The sequence below is a fragment of the Burkholderia lata genome, assembly GCF_000012945.1.
Classification (GTDB): domain Bacteria; phylum Pseudomonadota; class Gammaproteobacteria; order Burkholderiales; family Burkholderiaceae; genus Burkholderia; species Burkholderia lata.
This window is the reverse complement of sequence record NC_007511.1, coordinates 3,307,426-3,321,807: the sequence shown is the minus strand read 5'-3', so window position 1 is coordinate 3,321,807 and position 14,382 is coordinate 3,307,426. Positions and strand designations below refer to the sequence as shown.

At 67.2% G+C, this 14,382-nt stretch carries 12 protein-coding genes; 5 read left to right on the top strand and 7 right to left on the bottom strand.

Annotation, left to right across the window (positions count from 1 at the left end):
* Position 1: 1 nt before the first annotated feature.
* Positions 2 to 841 carry an AraC family transcriptional regulator gene (locus BCEP18194_RS37395; protein WP_011356528.1) on the bottom strand — a complete coding sequence of 280 codons (840 nt, stop codon included), beginning with the start codon at positions 839 to 841 and terminating at the stop codon, positions 2 to 4.
* 183 nt (positions 842 to 1,024) lie between these two features.
* Here BCEP18194_RS37395 and BCEP18194_RS37390 point away from each other — a divergent pair, with 183 nt between their 5' ends.
* On the top strand, positions 1,025 to 1,546 hold the full coding sequence (locus BCEP18194_RS37390; protein ID WP_011356527.1) for an RrF2 family transcriptional regulator: 522 nt from the start codon (positions 1,025 to 1,027) through the stop codon (positions 1,544 to 1,546).
* A 100-nt stretch (positions 1,547 to 1,646) separates the two neighbouring features.
* On the opposite strand, the gene BCEP18194_RS37385 is transcribed toward BCEP18194_RS37390, so the two are convergent.
* From BCEP18194_RS37385 to BCEP18194_RS37370, 4 genes are all read right to left on the bottom strand, one after another.
* A complete protein-coding gene (locus BCEP18194_RS37385) occupies positions 1,647 to 2,852 on the bottom strand; it encodes an NAD(P)/FAD-dependent oxidoreductase (RefSeq protein ID WP_041493408.1) in 1,206 nt (401 codons plus the stop codon).
* A gap of 355 nt (positions 2,853 to 3,207) precedes the next feature.
* On the bottom strand, positions 3,208 to 3,948 hold the full coding sequence (locus BCEP18194_RS37380; RefSeq protein ID WP_041493407.1) for a fucose-binding lectin II: 741 nt from the start codon (positions 3,946 to 3,948) through the stop codon (positions 3,208 to 3,210).
* Between the two features lie 194 nt (positions 3,949 to 4,142).
* Positions 4,143 to 4,994 (bottom strand): fucose-binding lectin II, encoded by an 852-nt coding sequence (locus tag BCEP18194_RS37375; RefSeq protein WP_011356524.1) that lies wholly within the window; start codon positions 4,992 to 4,994, stop codon positions 4,143 to 4,145.
* 136 nt (positions 4,995 to 5,130) lie between these two features.
* Positions 5,131 to 5,520 carry a fucose-binding lectin II gene (locus BCEP18194_RS37370; RefSeq protein ID WP_011356523.1) on the bottom strand — a complete coding sequence of 130 codons (390 nt, stop codon included), beginning with the start codon at positions 5,518 to 5,520 and terminating at the stop codon, positions 5,131 to 5,133.
* A 949-nt stretch (positions 5,521 to 6,469) separates the two neighbouring features.
* Between BCEP18194_RS37370 and leuA the strand changes: the two genes are divergently transcribed.
* A complete protein-coding gene (leuA, locus tag BCEP18194_RS37365) occupies positions 6,470 to 8,179 on the top strand; it encodes a 2-isopropylmalate synthase (RefSeq protein WP_041493686.1) in 1,710 nt (569 codons plus the stop codon).
* Here the strand turns inward: leuA and BCEP18194_RS37360 are convergent.
* Both BCEP18194_RS37360 and BCEP18194_RS37355 read right to left on the bottom strand, forming a co-directional pair.
* Positions 8,097 to 9,155: a LysR family transcriptional regulator gene (locus BCEP18194_RS37360; protein WP_011356521.1), complete on the bottom strand. Its 1,059-nt coding sequence runs from the start codon at positions 9,153 to 9,155 to the stop codon at positions 8,097 to 8,099. The genes leuA and BCEP18194_RS37360 overlap by 83 nt on opposite strands.
* A 113-nt stretch (positions 9,156 to 9,268) precedes the next feature.
* On the bottom strand, positions 9,269 to 10,042 hold the full coding sequence (locus BCEP18194_RS37355; protein ID WP_011356520.1) for an AraC family transcriptional regulator: 774 nt from the start codon (positions 10,040 to 10,042) through the stop codon (positions 9,269 to 9,271).
* Between the two features lie 98 nt (positions 10,043 to 10,140).
* Between BCEP18194_RS37355 and BCEP18194_RS37350 the strand changes: the two genes are divergently transcribed.
* The 3 genes from BCEP18194_RS37350 to BCEP18194_RS37340 are packed head-to-tail and all read left to right on the top strand — an operon-like array spanning position 10,141 to position 14,362.
* Entirely contained in the window at positions 10,141 to 11,595 is a 1,455-nt protein-coding gene (locus tag BCEP18194_RS37350; RefSeq protein WP_011356519.1) for an efflux transporter outer membrane subunit, read from the top strand.
* Positions 11,596 to 11,654: 59 nt separating this feature from the next.
* Complete coding sequence (locus tag BCEP18194_RS37345) at positions 11,655 to 12,773, top strand: HlyD family secretion protein (protein WP_011356518.1); 1,119 nt, start codon at positions 11,655 to 11,657, stop codon at positions 12,771 to 12,773.
* Entirely contained in the window at positions 12,770 to 14,362 is a 1,593-nt protein-coding gene (locus BCEP18194_RS37340; protein ID WP_011356517.1) for a DHA2 family efflux MFS transporter permease subunit, read from the top strand. The genes BCEP18194_RS37345 and BCEP18194_RS37340 overlap by 4 nt, the downstream gene beginning before the upstream one ends.
* Positions 14,363 to 14,382: the final 20 nt, after the last annotated feature.

Sequence of the window (14,382 nt, the reverse complement as noted above, 5' to 3'; positions counted from 1 at the left end):
CTTACGCAGCAGGTTCGACCGGCAACCATATTTCCAGCACGCCGGCGCCCGTCACCGGATCGTAGTCCGCGCTGTAGCGCTCGAACTCGGGTGCGTCGACCGCCTTGAATCCCGACGTCGGCAGCCAGCCATTCCAGATGCTGTAGATCGTCTGATGAAGCGTGGAGATGTGCCCTTTGTGTTCGAAGACCGCATACCGCTGCGGTTCGAGTTCGACGCAGCGCAACGGCGCGGTCAGCCGGTCGCGGCTGGTGACTTCCACGCCCGCGATGTACTCGAAGCTGCCATCCGCATCGGGATTGCAGCACACGCCGTAGGTCACATAGTCGACCTGGCCGGGAATGGTACCGATGTATGGGATGAACGATTGCCACAGCGCCGGAATGCCTTCGTTGGTTTCGAAGGTGTAGCGGTCGCTCATGCCGGCGATCAGCCGCTTGCCGGCGGTTTCGAAGCGCGACGGTACGACGTCGATGATCTTCAGTTCTTTCATGCGAAGCGGCTCCACAAGAGACAATCCGTCAAGGGTGCGCCGTGCCCGCACGTCCTCGGGCGTCATGCCGAAGCAATCGCGGAAGGCGCGCGTGAACGCCTCATGGGAGCCATAGCCGGCATCGAGCGCCACCTGCAGGATGTCCGGCGCGCCTTGCGCCAGCGCGCGTGCCGCACGCGTGAGCCGCCTCGACCGCACATAGCGCATCACCGGCCAGCCGGTATTCATCGAGAACAGGCGCGAGAAGCCGAAGCACGACATGTCGCAATTGGCGGAAATCCGGTCGAGCGTCAGTTCGCGGTCCAGCCGGGTTTCGATAAACCAGAGTGCTTGTCCTACCGGGTTCATGGCGTTCCAATGGGCGTGTCGGGCGGACTATATGGTATCGGCGGCGGAGGCATTTGATCGTTCTTGCAGGGCAGGCCCATGCAAGCGACCCTCGCTGACGAAAACGGGGCGGATGGCGTGACGGATGACATTGTCGCCGTCCTGCGCTACGCTCCCAACTCCGATACCACGAGTCGCAATAGCATGTCGTTCATCAGCACCGGCGTCGAGTATGGCCTGCATTGCCTGCTCTATCTCGCCGACACTTCCACCGGCGTGCGCGACGCGAGCGTGCGCGACCTCGCCGAGATGCAGGGCGTCTCCGTCGATTACGCGGCCAAGCTTTTCACGCGTCTCGCGAAGGCCGGAATCGTCGTGTCCAGCGAAGGCATTCGCGGCGGCTTCGCGTTGGCGAGACCCGCGCGCGATATCTCCGTGCAGGATGTCGTCGAAGCGATCGACGGCGACAAGCGGCTGTTCGACTGCCGCGAAGTGCGCGGCCAGTGTGCGGTGTTCGAAGGCGAGCCGCCCGCGTGGGCCACGCGCGGCACCTGTTCGATTCACGCGGTGATGCAGGCGGCGGAACGGGCGATGCGGGAGGAACTCAAGAAGCAGTCGCTCGCCGATCTTGCCGGGCAGGCCTGGTCGAAAGCGCCGGCAGGCTACGGCCCCAAGGTGGTCGGCTGGTTTGCCGATCGTGCGGCCAGCCGCGGCGGCGAGCGCTGATTCGCGTGACGTCGCGCCGCGATGGAGCGACGCGACACGACACGACGACACGCGGGATGCCTCTGCCGCACCCCGCGCATCGTGCGGGCAAACGCGCCGCTCAGGCCACGACGATCCGCAGCGGATCCGCGGCCGCCAGCGCTTCCGAGCGATCCGCGCGCGGCGGATAGATCCACTCGGAATTGATCTGGTGCTTGAGCTTCTTCGCCTCCGCCCCCTTCAGCTTCACTTCGCGATCCCAACCTTCCGTATAGACGGCGCCCCACGGGCCGAGATCCAGGCACGTCACATACTTCGGCTGGCTGTACGGGATCTGTTCCAGGCCCAGCAGATCGGCGGCCACGTTGTGCCCCGCCGAACGGCCCAGGTTCATCGCGTGCTGGCATGACATCATCGTGTGGTTGCCTTCGTCGTCGGTGGCCGCATACGCAACGTCGCCCGTCGCGTAGACACCCGGCACGCCTTCGACCGCCAGGTTGCGATCGACATGCAGGCGCCCCGTCGCGTCGCGGCGGCCCGGAACCTGTTCGGTCAGCGTGCTGGCGCGCAGGCCGGCTGTCCAGATCACGGTGCTCGACTCGATCCGCTCGCCGTCCGCCGTCGTGATGCCGCCCGCGTCGACCGATGCGACGCCGGACCCGAGCTTCCACGTCACGCCGAGCGTGCGCAGCGCCTCCTCGATCACGGGACGCGGGCCCGCGCCCAGGTCGGGGCCGATCGCGTCGTTGCGCTCGACGATCACGACCCGCACGTTCGCGTGCTCGCCCAGCGCGGCGCGCAGGCGGGCCGGCATTTCCGCTGCCGTCTCGATGCCCGTGAATCCGCCGCCTGCCACCACGACCGTATCGCGTGCCGTGGAGGCCGGCTGCAACGCCAGATCGCGAATGTGCGCTTCGAGTTCGACGGCTTCGTCGGTTTGATCGACGCTGAACGCGTGCTCGGCCAGGCCCGGAATCGCGGGGCGGAACAGGCGGCTGCCGGCCGCCAGCACGAGGCGGTCGTAGTCGAGCGTCGTCGCCTCGCCGTCCGTGCCCAGCACGTCGGCGGTCCGGTGCGCCACGTCGATGCGCTCGACCGTACCCTGGACGAACGTCACGCCCACCGCGTCGAAGATCTCGCCGAGCGGCGCCCGGAAGTTTGCCGGGCCTTCTTCATACAGGCGCGGACGGACGTGCAGATGCGCGTCGGGCGCCACCACGGTGATTTCCACGTCGGTTCGACCTTGCGCGTCCAGCACGCGCGCCGCGCTCAGCGCGCTCCACATGCCGGCGAAGCCGGCCCCGATCACAAGAATTCGCTTTGCCACTGATTGACTCCGGTTGATTGATGCATGGGGTCGGTAGACCACCGACGTTGCCTGCGCATCGATGCGCTCCATAACTACGATTCTATGAGTCGTAGTTATGGAGCGCAAGTCCTGTGTGCGGAATGGCGTGTCGATCAATCAGGGAGCGACCCGACGAAAGGCGGTGTCGGGCACGGGGAATTGCAGCGAAGCAAAGGCGATCGATGCGGGGTCGCAGCAGGACTGCGATCGGGCGCAACCGATTCGGATAGTCCGATGGGGCAGGGAGGCGAGAGGCCGTCGCGGCGCTAGGTCCGGCGCGCGGAAGCGAATCGCCACGCCGGGCGGCGTGGCGAGGGGGGCGGCGTGACGCTGCTTAACCGAGCGGCCAGTTCAGGATGGCGATACCGTCGTTGTAGTCACCGTCCGTCCCGTCTTCCGACCCGACCAGACCGAAGTAGGTCTTCTTGAAGATGTCGACCTGACGCGAGCCGATCTTCGACGGCTTGCCGTTTGCCGTCACGACCACGCGCACCTTCCCCTTGCCGGAGTTCACGATCTGCGTGTTCAGGTTCGCGTCCTGCGTGCCGGCGCCCTGGAACGTCGCGGCCGGTTTCGGGTTGTCGTCGATGAAGACCTCGATCGTCTGCTGCGCCGACGAATTGACCAGCGCGGTCACGCCGAACGCGATGTTCGGCGGCAGGTTGAAGAGGCCGTCGCGTTCGCCGCCGCCGGTCGTCGTGGCGTCCGGCTGCGTGGGCTGCGGCTGCGGTGTCGCTTTCGAGAAGTAGTTGACCACCGCCCCGACGCCGAACTTCGCCGCGGCGCCGGGCAGCACGCCGGGCGCGCCGGCCCACGTCACCGTGCAGGCGATCACCTGCCCGGCCGCATCGGCCTTCACCTTGTTTTGCCAGCTGCCGACGTCGAAGCTGTACGGGATCGTCGCGATGTCGACGAACACATCGTATTGCGGCAGCTTTTCGACGAGCTGCGCGGTCATGAACTGGCGCATCCGGTCGAGCACCGCCTGGTCGCCGTTCGCCTGGACGGCGGTGGCATCGTTGCCGGCGAGTTGCAGCAGGGCGTACAGATCGTCATGGGTAAACGGTTGTGACATGTCGTCCTCGTCTCGATGAAAGGTCTTGCGTTGCGCGGCCGGTGAATGGCGTTCGCCGTTGTCGCGCGCGGAGTACAGCGTGGAACTGCAACGGACTGCTCGAATGAATCGGTTTGCAATGGGTGGTTGGCCCCGTCGCCATTGCGGATTCGCCAACGGCGCGCACACGCCGCGCGCGCCGCGAGTCATCGTGTTCAGCCCAGCGGCCAGTTCAGGAACACGATGCCGTCGTTGTAGTCGTCGTCGGCGCCGTCTTCCGAGCCGACGATCCCGAAGTACGACTTCTTGAAAATGTCGACCTGCCGCGAGCCGAGCCGCGACGGCTTGCCGTTCGCCATCACGATCACGCGTACGCGCCCCTTGCCGGAATCGAGCACCTTGGTGCCGAGGTTCTGGTCCTGTACGCCGGCGCCCTTGAACGTGGCGGCCGGTTTCGGGTTGTCGTCGACGTAGATGTCGATCGTCTGGTCGTTCGCCGCGTTGGTGAGCGCGGTGACGCCGAACTTGATGTTCGGCGGCAGGTTGAACGTGCCGTCGCGCTCGCCGCCGCCGCCGATCGTGCCGCTACCCGTGCCGCTACCCGTGCCGCCCGGGTTGCCGCCCGCGCCGGTTTCGCCGCTTCCGCTTCCGCTGCCGGGCGACGACGATTGCGCGGCCGTGTCGCCGATCGCGGACAGGCTCGCGTACGAATCGATATGCATCGCGCTGCCGCGCACGCTTTTCCACTGGCCCTTCACGAACGTGACGCCGCTGCCGACGTTGATCGTCGCAACCAGCGTGAACGGCATGCGCCCGGTGGCTTCGGGCACTTTCGACGAATAGGTGAAGCAGCCGTCCGCGACGACGCCCTTGTCGGTCGCGATCGCGAAATAGATGCCGGGGAAGTTGTTGCCGGTCGCGTACGGCGTCGGCACGTTGAGGATGACCTGCAGTTTCCCGTCTCGAATCTCTGCCTTGGCGATGTCGATGTACAGGCCCGGGATGTCGACGTAGGTTTCCGATGTCGCCACGGGGGCGCTGACGATCGAGGCCGAAAGGAGGGGCATGGATGTCTCCGTTGGTAGGGCGGGTTTCGATGCAAAAGGGGGGGGCGGTGCCGCGGAAGGCGGCGCGCAACCGCCGGCCGGCCCGGAGGCGGCCGGCGGTGGTGAGTCGTCAGGTGCGCGTCAGACGCGCATCAGGTCAGCCGATCGGCCACTGGAGCACGACGATGCCGTCGTTGTAGTCGCTGTCGTGGCCGTCTTCCGACACGACGATCCCGAAGTTGACCGTGTACGGCGAGCCGTCCGATTTCTTGCCGTTGATCGGTGCGAGGCGTGCATCGGTGGCCGACGGCTTGCCGTTCACCGACACTTCGAAGCGAATCTTGCCGTTGCCGGAATTCAGCGTCGCTTCACGCGTGCCGTCGCGCGTCGTCAGCTTGTGATACGCGGCGGGTTCCTTGCTGTCGCCGATAAACAGCTTGATGTGCTGTTGCTCGGCGGCATTCGCGAAGAAAATCGCGCGGAATTCGGTATTCGGCGGAATCGAAAACTCGCCGGCGCGATTGGATGACGTTTGAGAATCGGCCATGCTTTCCTCCTGAGGAACGATGGGTAAGGCTTCTGGCTGTGTCGCGCAAACGTTTGCCGTTTGAAATGCGACGTACCGAGCATGCCGAAAAATAAATAAAAAAATATTCGCCGGGGAGTGGCTATTGTTCAGTAAATCGAAAATAGAGGTTAATCGATTTAATGAAATGGGTTTAATTGAAGGTGTTTCGATATATTCAGGAAATTATATCGACGTGTGTATCGCTTTTCTGAATGATGCGCGGTTGCGCAGATGAGGCGGGCCGGGAGGTGCGGAGCAATCGGGCTTGGGCGCAGGCGCTCGGCGTTCGCATCTGGCAGCGTTGGTTTCAACATCAGCATCTCGGTCGTGGCCGCGCCCACCGGCCACCACCGAACGCCCACACCGAAACCCGATTGATTGCAACAGGAGGGGGTGCGGCAACCGGCGAAGTACGTTGACCAACTCACTCCGAACGTGAACAGGGGCCTCACCGGCGCCGCACCCATGAAGCATATCGACGGGGCGGCACGCCGCCTATCGGACAGGACTGATTCTGAGCGATCGAATTCCGCGCCATTTGCACGCAGCCCGTTGACAGCCCCCGTCACCCTGTGATTTGATTTCGGCCATGCAAGCCGCCCAGCCCCTCTTCTCGCTACGACTACTAGCCCGTTTCTCCGGGCTGGGTCTGCGGCTGCGCGCTTTCCATCTGCTTCTTTCCTGAAGCGCCAGATTTCCCCCGCATCACCGACCTGGCCCCGGTTGTCGACCGGCGCCTGAGTTCGTCCTTCTTCCGAATCGCTCCGCTCCGTCCCGGTCGCTCAACCGCCAAGGCTGTCGTTCGCCGTACCGCTTTGCCGTTGTGCCGCTTTCACCTGTTTTATCGCTGCGCGCGCAGCTTGCCACCCCGACGGATGGCCAGCGCGCGGCGGTTTCCCGACAAACCGACCGAGGACCGAACATCATGATGCTGAAGAACCCCGCGACGAAGTACCGACCGTTCACGCCCGTCAACCTGCCGAACCGCATGTGGCCGACGCGCACGATCACGCAAGCGCCGATCTGGATGAGCACCGACCTGCGCGACGGCAACCAGTCGCTGTTCGAGCCGATGGACGCGACGCGCAAGATGCGAATGTTCAAGATGCTGGTCGCGATCGGTTTCAAGGAGATCGAGGTCGCATTCCCGTCGGCGTCCGAGACCGACTTCAACTTCGTGCGCGAGCTGATCGAAGGCGGCCACATTCCCGACGACGTGACGATCGAGGTGCTCACGCAGGCGCGCGACGACCTGATCGAGCGCACCTTCGACTCGGTGCGCGGCGCGAAGCGCGCGATCGTGCACCTGTACAACGCGACCGCGCCGGAATTCCGCAAGATCGTGTTCGGCCTCGACCGCGACGGCGTGAAGGAACTCGCGGTGAACGCCGCGCGCACGATCAAGCGCTTCGCCGATGCCGCGACCGACACGCATTTCACGCTGCAATACAGCCCGGAGACCTTCACGGCGACCGAACTCGATTTCGCGAAGGAAGTCTGCGACGCCGTGTTCGACGTGTGGCAGCCGACGCCGGAGCACAAGGCGATCGTGAACCTGCCGGCCACCGTCGAAGTCGGCACGCCGAACTTCTACGCGGACCAGATCGAATGGATGCATCGCAACCTCGCGCGCCGCGATGCGCTGATCGTGTCCGTGCATCCGCACAACGACCGCGGCACCGCGGTCGCGGCGGCCGAGCTCGCGGTGATGGCCGGCGCGGACCGCATCGAGGGCTGCCTGTTCGGCAACGGCGAGCGCACCGGTAACGTCGACCTCGTCACGCTCGCGCTGAACCTGTACTCGCAGGGCATCGATCCGGGCCTCGATTTCTCGCAGATCAACGAAGTCGCGCGCACGGCCGAGGAATGCACGCAGTTGCCGATCCATCCGCGCCATCCGTATGTCGGCGACCTGGTGTTCACCGCGTTCTCCGGCTCGCACCAGGACGCGATCAAGAAGGGCTTCGCGGTGCAGCGCCCCGATGCCGTGTGGGAAATGCCGTACCTGCCGATCGATCCGAGCGACGTCGGCCGTACGTACGACTCGATCATTCGCGTGAACAGCCAGTCGGGCAAGGGCGGTATCGCGTACCTGCTCGAGCAGAGCTATGGTGTCGCGCTGCCGCGTCGCCTGCAGGTCGACTTCAGCGCGGCCGTGCAGCGCCTGACCGACGACAGCGGGCTCGAAGTGACGAGCGCGCAGATCTGGTCGCTGTTCCAGCAGGAATACGTGGAAGGCGATGCGCCGCTGCGTTATGTCGGCCATGAGCTGACCGAGCGCGACGGCCGCGAGACGATCGTGCTGACTGCCGACGTGCATGGCGAGCGCCGCGTGCTGCGCGGCGAAGGCAACGGCCCGCTCGACGCGTTGATGCACGCGTTGCGCACGCCGCTGCGGATCCAGCACTACGAGGAGCGTGCGTTGTCGCAAGGCGCCGATGCGAAGGCGATTGCGATCGCGGAACTGGCCGGCACGGGCGTGCGTGGCAGCGCGTTCGGCGTCGGCATCGACGCGAACCTGACGACCGCGTCGATCCGCGCGGTGATCAGCGGCATCAACCGCGCGTATGCGCGTGCGGACGAAGCGGCGCAGGCGACGTTTTTTGGTGCGCAGCCGGCGGTGAAGGCTGTCGCGTAAGCGGGGGTTGGGCGGCCGCGCCGGGGGTGTCCGGCGTGGTCGTTTCGTCGTCGTCCGCGCGGTGGCCGCCGCGCGGCCCGGCGAGCGCTACCCGCAGTTCCGCTTTCATGAAATCCACCCACGCGCGCGTCTTCGCGTCGAGAAGCTTGCGCGACGGATACACCAGAAACACGCCTACGTCTTCCGCCCGGTAATCGGGCAGCACACGCACCAGCGCGCCTGAACGCAGCCCGTCGTCCGCGACGAACTCGGGCAGCAGCCCGATTCCCGCCCCTTCCCGTACCGCGATTTCGAGCGATGCCGCGACGTCGGCCGTCATCGCCGGCTCGAACGCGACCGTTTCCGAATCCGCCCCGCGTGTCAGCGTCCATTCGCGCGCCGGGTACGCGGGCGCGACCAGTTGCAGGCAGCGATGCCGGGCGAGTGCGCGCGGCGTGTCCGGCATCCCGTGACGCGCGGCATACGCGGGCGATGCGCACAGCACGCTGCCGATCCGCCCGACGTCGATCGCGACCTGATCGGAGCTCGGCAGGCTCGGCATCGCGATCACCGCGGCGTCGTAGCTGTCGCGGACCAGATCCGGTACCTGCGGCGCGAGCGTCAGGTCGACACTGACGTCCGGATAGCGCGCCTGGAAGTGCGCGACGAGCGGAATCACGAAACGGTTCGCGATGCTGGCGCTGCAGTGCGCACGCAGCCGGCCGTGCGGATGCAGCCGTGCGCCGCGCGCTTCGCGTTCGCTCGCGTCGACGGCGAGCGTGATGTCGCGTGCGCGCGCCAGATAGCGTTCGCCGGCTTCGGTCAGGCACATCGAGCGCGTCGTGCGGTTCAGCAAGCGGATGCCGAGATGCGTCTCGAGCGACGCGATCGTGCGGCTCACGTACGCGGTCGTGAGGTTGAGCCGCTTGCCGGTTTCGGTGAAGGTCCCCGCGTCGGCGAGCGTGACGAAAACCTGCATGCTTTGAATCAGATCCATCGGCGGGGCGGGCGCGTGGCGCCGGTGTCGTGCGATGCCGCTACTGTAGCGAGCGGCTTGTCGCGCCGCGCGCGCCCGTCAGCACTCGATCGTCGCGAAACGGACAGTACGCTTCAGCGCCGCTGAAAGTACTCGCTCGGCGGCACGCCGAGTGCCTTGCGGAACATCGCCGCGAACGCGCTGGGGCTGTCGTAGCCGTGTTCGAGCGCGAGTTCGAGGATCGGCGTGCCGGCGGCGAGGCGCGGCAAGCTCAGCAGCAGGCGCGCGTGGCGGCACCACGCACCGTGCGTCATTCCCGTTTCGCGCTTGAAGGCGCGCGCGAGCGTGCGCTCGTTCATGTGCGCGTCGCGCGCCCATGACTGCAGCGTGACGACCGACGACGGTTCATTGATGAGCCGCGTACACAACGCGGCGAGCGCCGGATGGCGCGGCATCGGCACATGCAGCGACAGCAGCGGCGCGATCTCGATTTCGTCGAGGATCAGCGCGAGCACGCGGCCCGCGCGATGCGCGAGGTCGTAATCGGCCGGCAGGTCGCTCGCGGTCACGATCAGCTCGCGCAGCAACGTGCCGACCTCGATCACGCGGCATTCGCGCGGCAGGCTGGGCCGCACTTCGTGCGCGACGAACACCGTGCGCATCTGCACGTCGCCGGCCATCCGGATCTCGTGCTGCGTGCCGCCCGGCACCCAGACCGCCCGCCCGGTCGGTACGACCCAGCTGCCGGCATCCGCATGCACGAGCATCACGCCGGAAATCGCGTGAATCAGCTGGCCATGCCGATGCGAATGCGGCGGATACGCGCTGCCGGCCGCCGCGTCGGACGCGACGACCGCGATCTGCTTGTGCTTGTCCTTGTGCTCGAGCGCACTGAAAAATTGGTCCACGTGTCATTTTCTCGACGACGAATGCGCTTTGCGCGCGAGATCGACTGAATGGGTCGAAATTACCATAGGCCCATCGTTTGTTCGACAGCCCTTGCACGATGCACGCCTCGTCCTTTCCTCCGGTTTCCTTTCGTTCGTCCGTTGCCGCCGCGTTGCTGAGCGCCGCGATGCTTGCCGCCTGCTCGGTCGGCGATCCGTACCGTCCGCCGGTGGCCGATGCAGCGCGAGCGGCGCCGTTCGACGCGGCGGCCGATGCGCCCGTCGCGTCCGGCGGCACGTTGCCCGATCGCTGGTGGCAACTGTTCGACGATCCGGTGCTCGACGCACTCGTGCGCGAAGCGCTCGCGCAGAACCGCGATCTCGCGGTGGCCGCGGCGCGTGTCGCGCGGGCGCGGGCCGTGCTCGACGAAGCGGGCGCCGCGCGGTTGCCCGACACGACAGCCGGCTTCGGCGTCGACTACGGCAAGCACGCGCCCGACCAGATTGTCGCGAGTGCAAAGGGCACCGATGCGCGTACGCGCTGGGGATTCGCGCCGTCGTTCGCGGTGTCGTGGGAAGTCGATCTGTGGGGGCGCGTCGGCCATCTCGTCGATGCCGCGCGCGCCGATTCGGAGGCCGTGCAGGCTGCGTCGGATGCGATGCGCGTCGCGGTGGCTGCCGAGACGACCGCCGCCTATGCGCAGGCATGCGCGTACGGCGAGCGGATCGACGTTGCCGAGCGCTCGGTCGCGATCGCCGATCGCCTCGCCGCACTGACCGCGCGGCAACGTGCGCACGGCCTTGTGTCCGATCTGGAAGTCGCGCGCTCGCGCGCGTTCGCCGACGACACGCGCGCCGAATTGCCTGCGCTCGCAGGCGCGCGCCGCGCCGCGTTGGTTGAACTGGCCGTGCTGACCGGGCACGCGCCCGGCGCGATTCCCGACGCGGCCGCGCGCTGTCACGCGACGCCGGCATTGGCGCGGCCGTTTCCGGTCGGCGACGGCGCCGCGCTGCTCCGGCGCCGGCCCGACCTGCGCGAGAGCGAGCGGCGGCTCGCCGCGTCGAACGCGCGGATCGGTGTCGCAACGGCCGAGCTGTATCCGTCGATCGTGCTCGGCGGCTCGGTGAACTGGCTGTCGACGACCGGCGATCCGTCATCGCTCGGCGACAAGTACGCGATCGCATGGGGCGTCGGGCCGCTGATCACCTGGCGCTTTCCGAATCTCGCCGCGAGCCGCGCACAGCTCGCGCAGGCCCGCGCGGACGATGCCGCCGCGCGTGCGTCGTTCGATGCACAGGTGCTGCGCGCGCTGAAGGAAACCGAGCAGGCGCTCGCCCGCTATGGCGCCGAGTGGCGCCACAAGGCCGCGCTCGACACCGCGCGTGCCGAGCACGCACGCGCTTACCGGCTCGCCGAACTGAACTACGACGCGGGCGCGCTGGATTTTCTCGGCGTGCTCGACGCGCAGCGCAGCCTCGTCGCGGTCGATGCCGCGCTGGCCGCGTCGACGCAGCAGGTCGCGCTCGATCAGGTCGCCGTCTTCAAGGCACTGGGGGGCGGCTGGCAGCGCTAGCCGGCCGTTCGTGAATCCGCACGTCAATCCGCTCGCACTCAACCATTCCGATTCCGATCATGAGCACCACAGCCGTACCCGAGAAATCCGCCCGTTTCGCGCGGCGCCACTGGATTGCCGCCGGCGTCTTCATCACCGTCATCGCGCTGGCCGGGTTCGGCTGGCGCTGGTGGACGGTCGGCCGCTTCATCGAGCACACCGACGATGCGTACGTACGCGCCGACATCGTGACCGTCAGCCCGCGCGTGGCCGGCTATGTCGCACGCGTGGCCGTCGACGACAACCAGCCCGTGAAACGCGGTGACGTGCTCGTCACGCTCGACGATCGCGACTATCGCGCGAAACTCGACGATGCGCAGGCGGCCGTCGCCGCGGCCGACGCGACGCTGCAGGCCGAGGAAGCCGCGGCCGCGACGCTCGACGCGCAGGTCGGCCAGCAGCGCAGCGTGATCGAGCAGGCGCAGGCCGACGCGGCCGCCGCGCGTGCCGAAGCCACGCGGCGCGATGCCGATGCGGTGCGCTACCAGCAACTGCTTGCCGAATCGGCTGCCAGCGGGCAGCGCTGGGAACAGGCGCATGCCGATGCGCTGAAGGCACGCGCGGAACTGGCCCGCGCGAGTGCGGCCGTGCGTGCGCAGGACGACCAGCAGACTGTGCTGCGCCGACGCCGCGCGCAGAGCACGGCTGCGATCGAGCAGGCGCGTGCGCGGCTCGCGGCGTCCCGCGCGAAGCTCGCGCTGGCGCAACTGGATGTCGAGCACACGGTGATCCGCGCGACCCGCGACGGCACGATCGGCCAGCGCGCGGTGCGCGCGGGCCAGTACGTCGAGGTCGGGATGCCGCTGCTCGCGGTCGTGCCGCTGCGCGACGTGTACGTCGTCGCGAACTTCAAGGAGACGCAGCTCGGCGCGATGCATGACGGGCAGCCGGTCGAGATCGACGTCGATACCTACTCGGGCCGCACGCTGCACGGCCGCGTGCTCGGGCTCGCACCGGGCTCGGGGGCCGAATTCGCGCTGCTGCCGCCCGACAACGCGACCGGCAACTTCACGAAGATCGTGCAGCGCGTGCCCGTGAAGATCCGCCTCGATGCGCCGCCGTCGGGCCTGGTGCTGCGGCCCGGCATGTCGGTGATCGCGCGCGTCGATACGCGCGGCGCGCCGGGAGCCGGTTCGTGACGGCCGCAACCGGGCAGGTCGTGCAGGCCGTGCACGACGAAACCGTGTCGCTGCGTGCGTGGGTCGCGGTGCTCGGCGGCGTGTTCGGCTGCTTCATGGCGGGGATGAACGTGCACGTGACGAACGCGTCGCTGCCCGACATCCGCGGGTCGCTGGGTGCGAGCTTCGAGGAGGGCTCGTGGATCTCGACTGCCTACCTCGTGGCCGAGATCGTCGTGATTCCGCTCACCGGCTGGCTCGTGCAGGTGTTCTCCGCGCGCCGCGTGCTGCTCGTCGGCGCAACCGGGTTCCTTGTGTTTTCGATCGCATGCTCGGTCGCGCCGACCATCTCGTCGATGATCGTCGCGCGTGCGCTGCAGGGCGCATTCGGTGGCGTGCTGATTCCGTTGTCGTTCCAGCTGATCGTCACCGAGCTGCCGCCGTCGAAGCATCCGCTCGGCATGGCGCTGTTCGCGGTCGCGAACAACGTCGCGCAGGCGGCCGGGCCGTCGCTCGGCGGCTGGCTCACCGACATGTATTCGTGGCGCTGGATCTTCTATCTGCAGATTCCGCCCGCGATCGCGCTGATCGCGGCGATTGCGTGGGCGATCCGCCCGGTGCCCGTGCAGTTGTCTAAGCTGCGGCAGGCCGACTGGTTCGGGATCGCGACGATGGCGCTCGGCCTGAGCGCGCTGCAGATCGTGCTGGAGGAGGGCGGTCGCAAGGACTGGTTCGCGTCCGACCTGATCGTCGAGCTGTCGATCGTCGCGGTGGCGGGGCTCGTTGCGTTCGTCGCGATCGAACTGCGGCGCAAGGCGCCGTTCATCAACCTGCGGCTGCTCGGCCGCTACAACTTCGGGATCGCGAGCCTGATGCAGTTCCTGTTCGGCGCGGTGGTGTTCGGCGTCGTGTTCCTCGTGCCGAACTACTTCGCCGAGCTGCACGGCTACAGCGCGCGCGACATCGGCCTCGCGATGATCCCGTACGGGCTCGTGCAGTTCGTGATGTCGTTCCTGACGCCGCCGCTGATGCGCCGCACGAGCCCGCGCACGACGATCGTGCTCGGCTTCGCGCTCGTCGCGGCCGGCTGCCTGATGAACATCCACCTGACCGCCGACGCCGCATCGAACGTGATCGTGCCGTCACTCGTCGTGCGCGGGATCGGGCAGTCGCTGGTCGTGATCGCGCTGTCGGTGATGGCCGTCGACGGAATCGAGAAGGCGCAGCTCGGTTCGGCATCCGGCGTGTTCAACATGGTGCGCAACGTCGGCGGCGCGATCGGCATCGCGGTGGCAAGCCAGATCGTCGTCGAGCGGCAGAAGCTGCACGCGATGCGGATCGGCGAGGCCGTTTCGCCGTTCTCGGAAGCCTTTCAGGAACGCATGGCGATGCTGACACGGCTGCTGTCGCGCGTGCATGTGCCGCGTGCCGATGCGTTGCCGGGTTCGTCGACCGGCGGCGTGCACGAGCTGGCACTCGCGCTCGTGAACCAGCGCGTGATGCGCGAGGCGCTGCTGATGGCGTATAGCGATACGTTCCTGATCGCGGGTGTCGCGATGGCGGGATGTACGGCGGCGGCGTTCCTGCTCAGGGGAAAGAAGAAGGCGTGATGGGGACAGACGCCCGATAT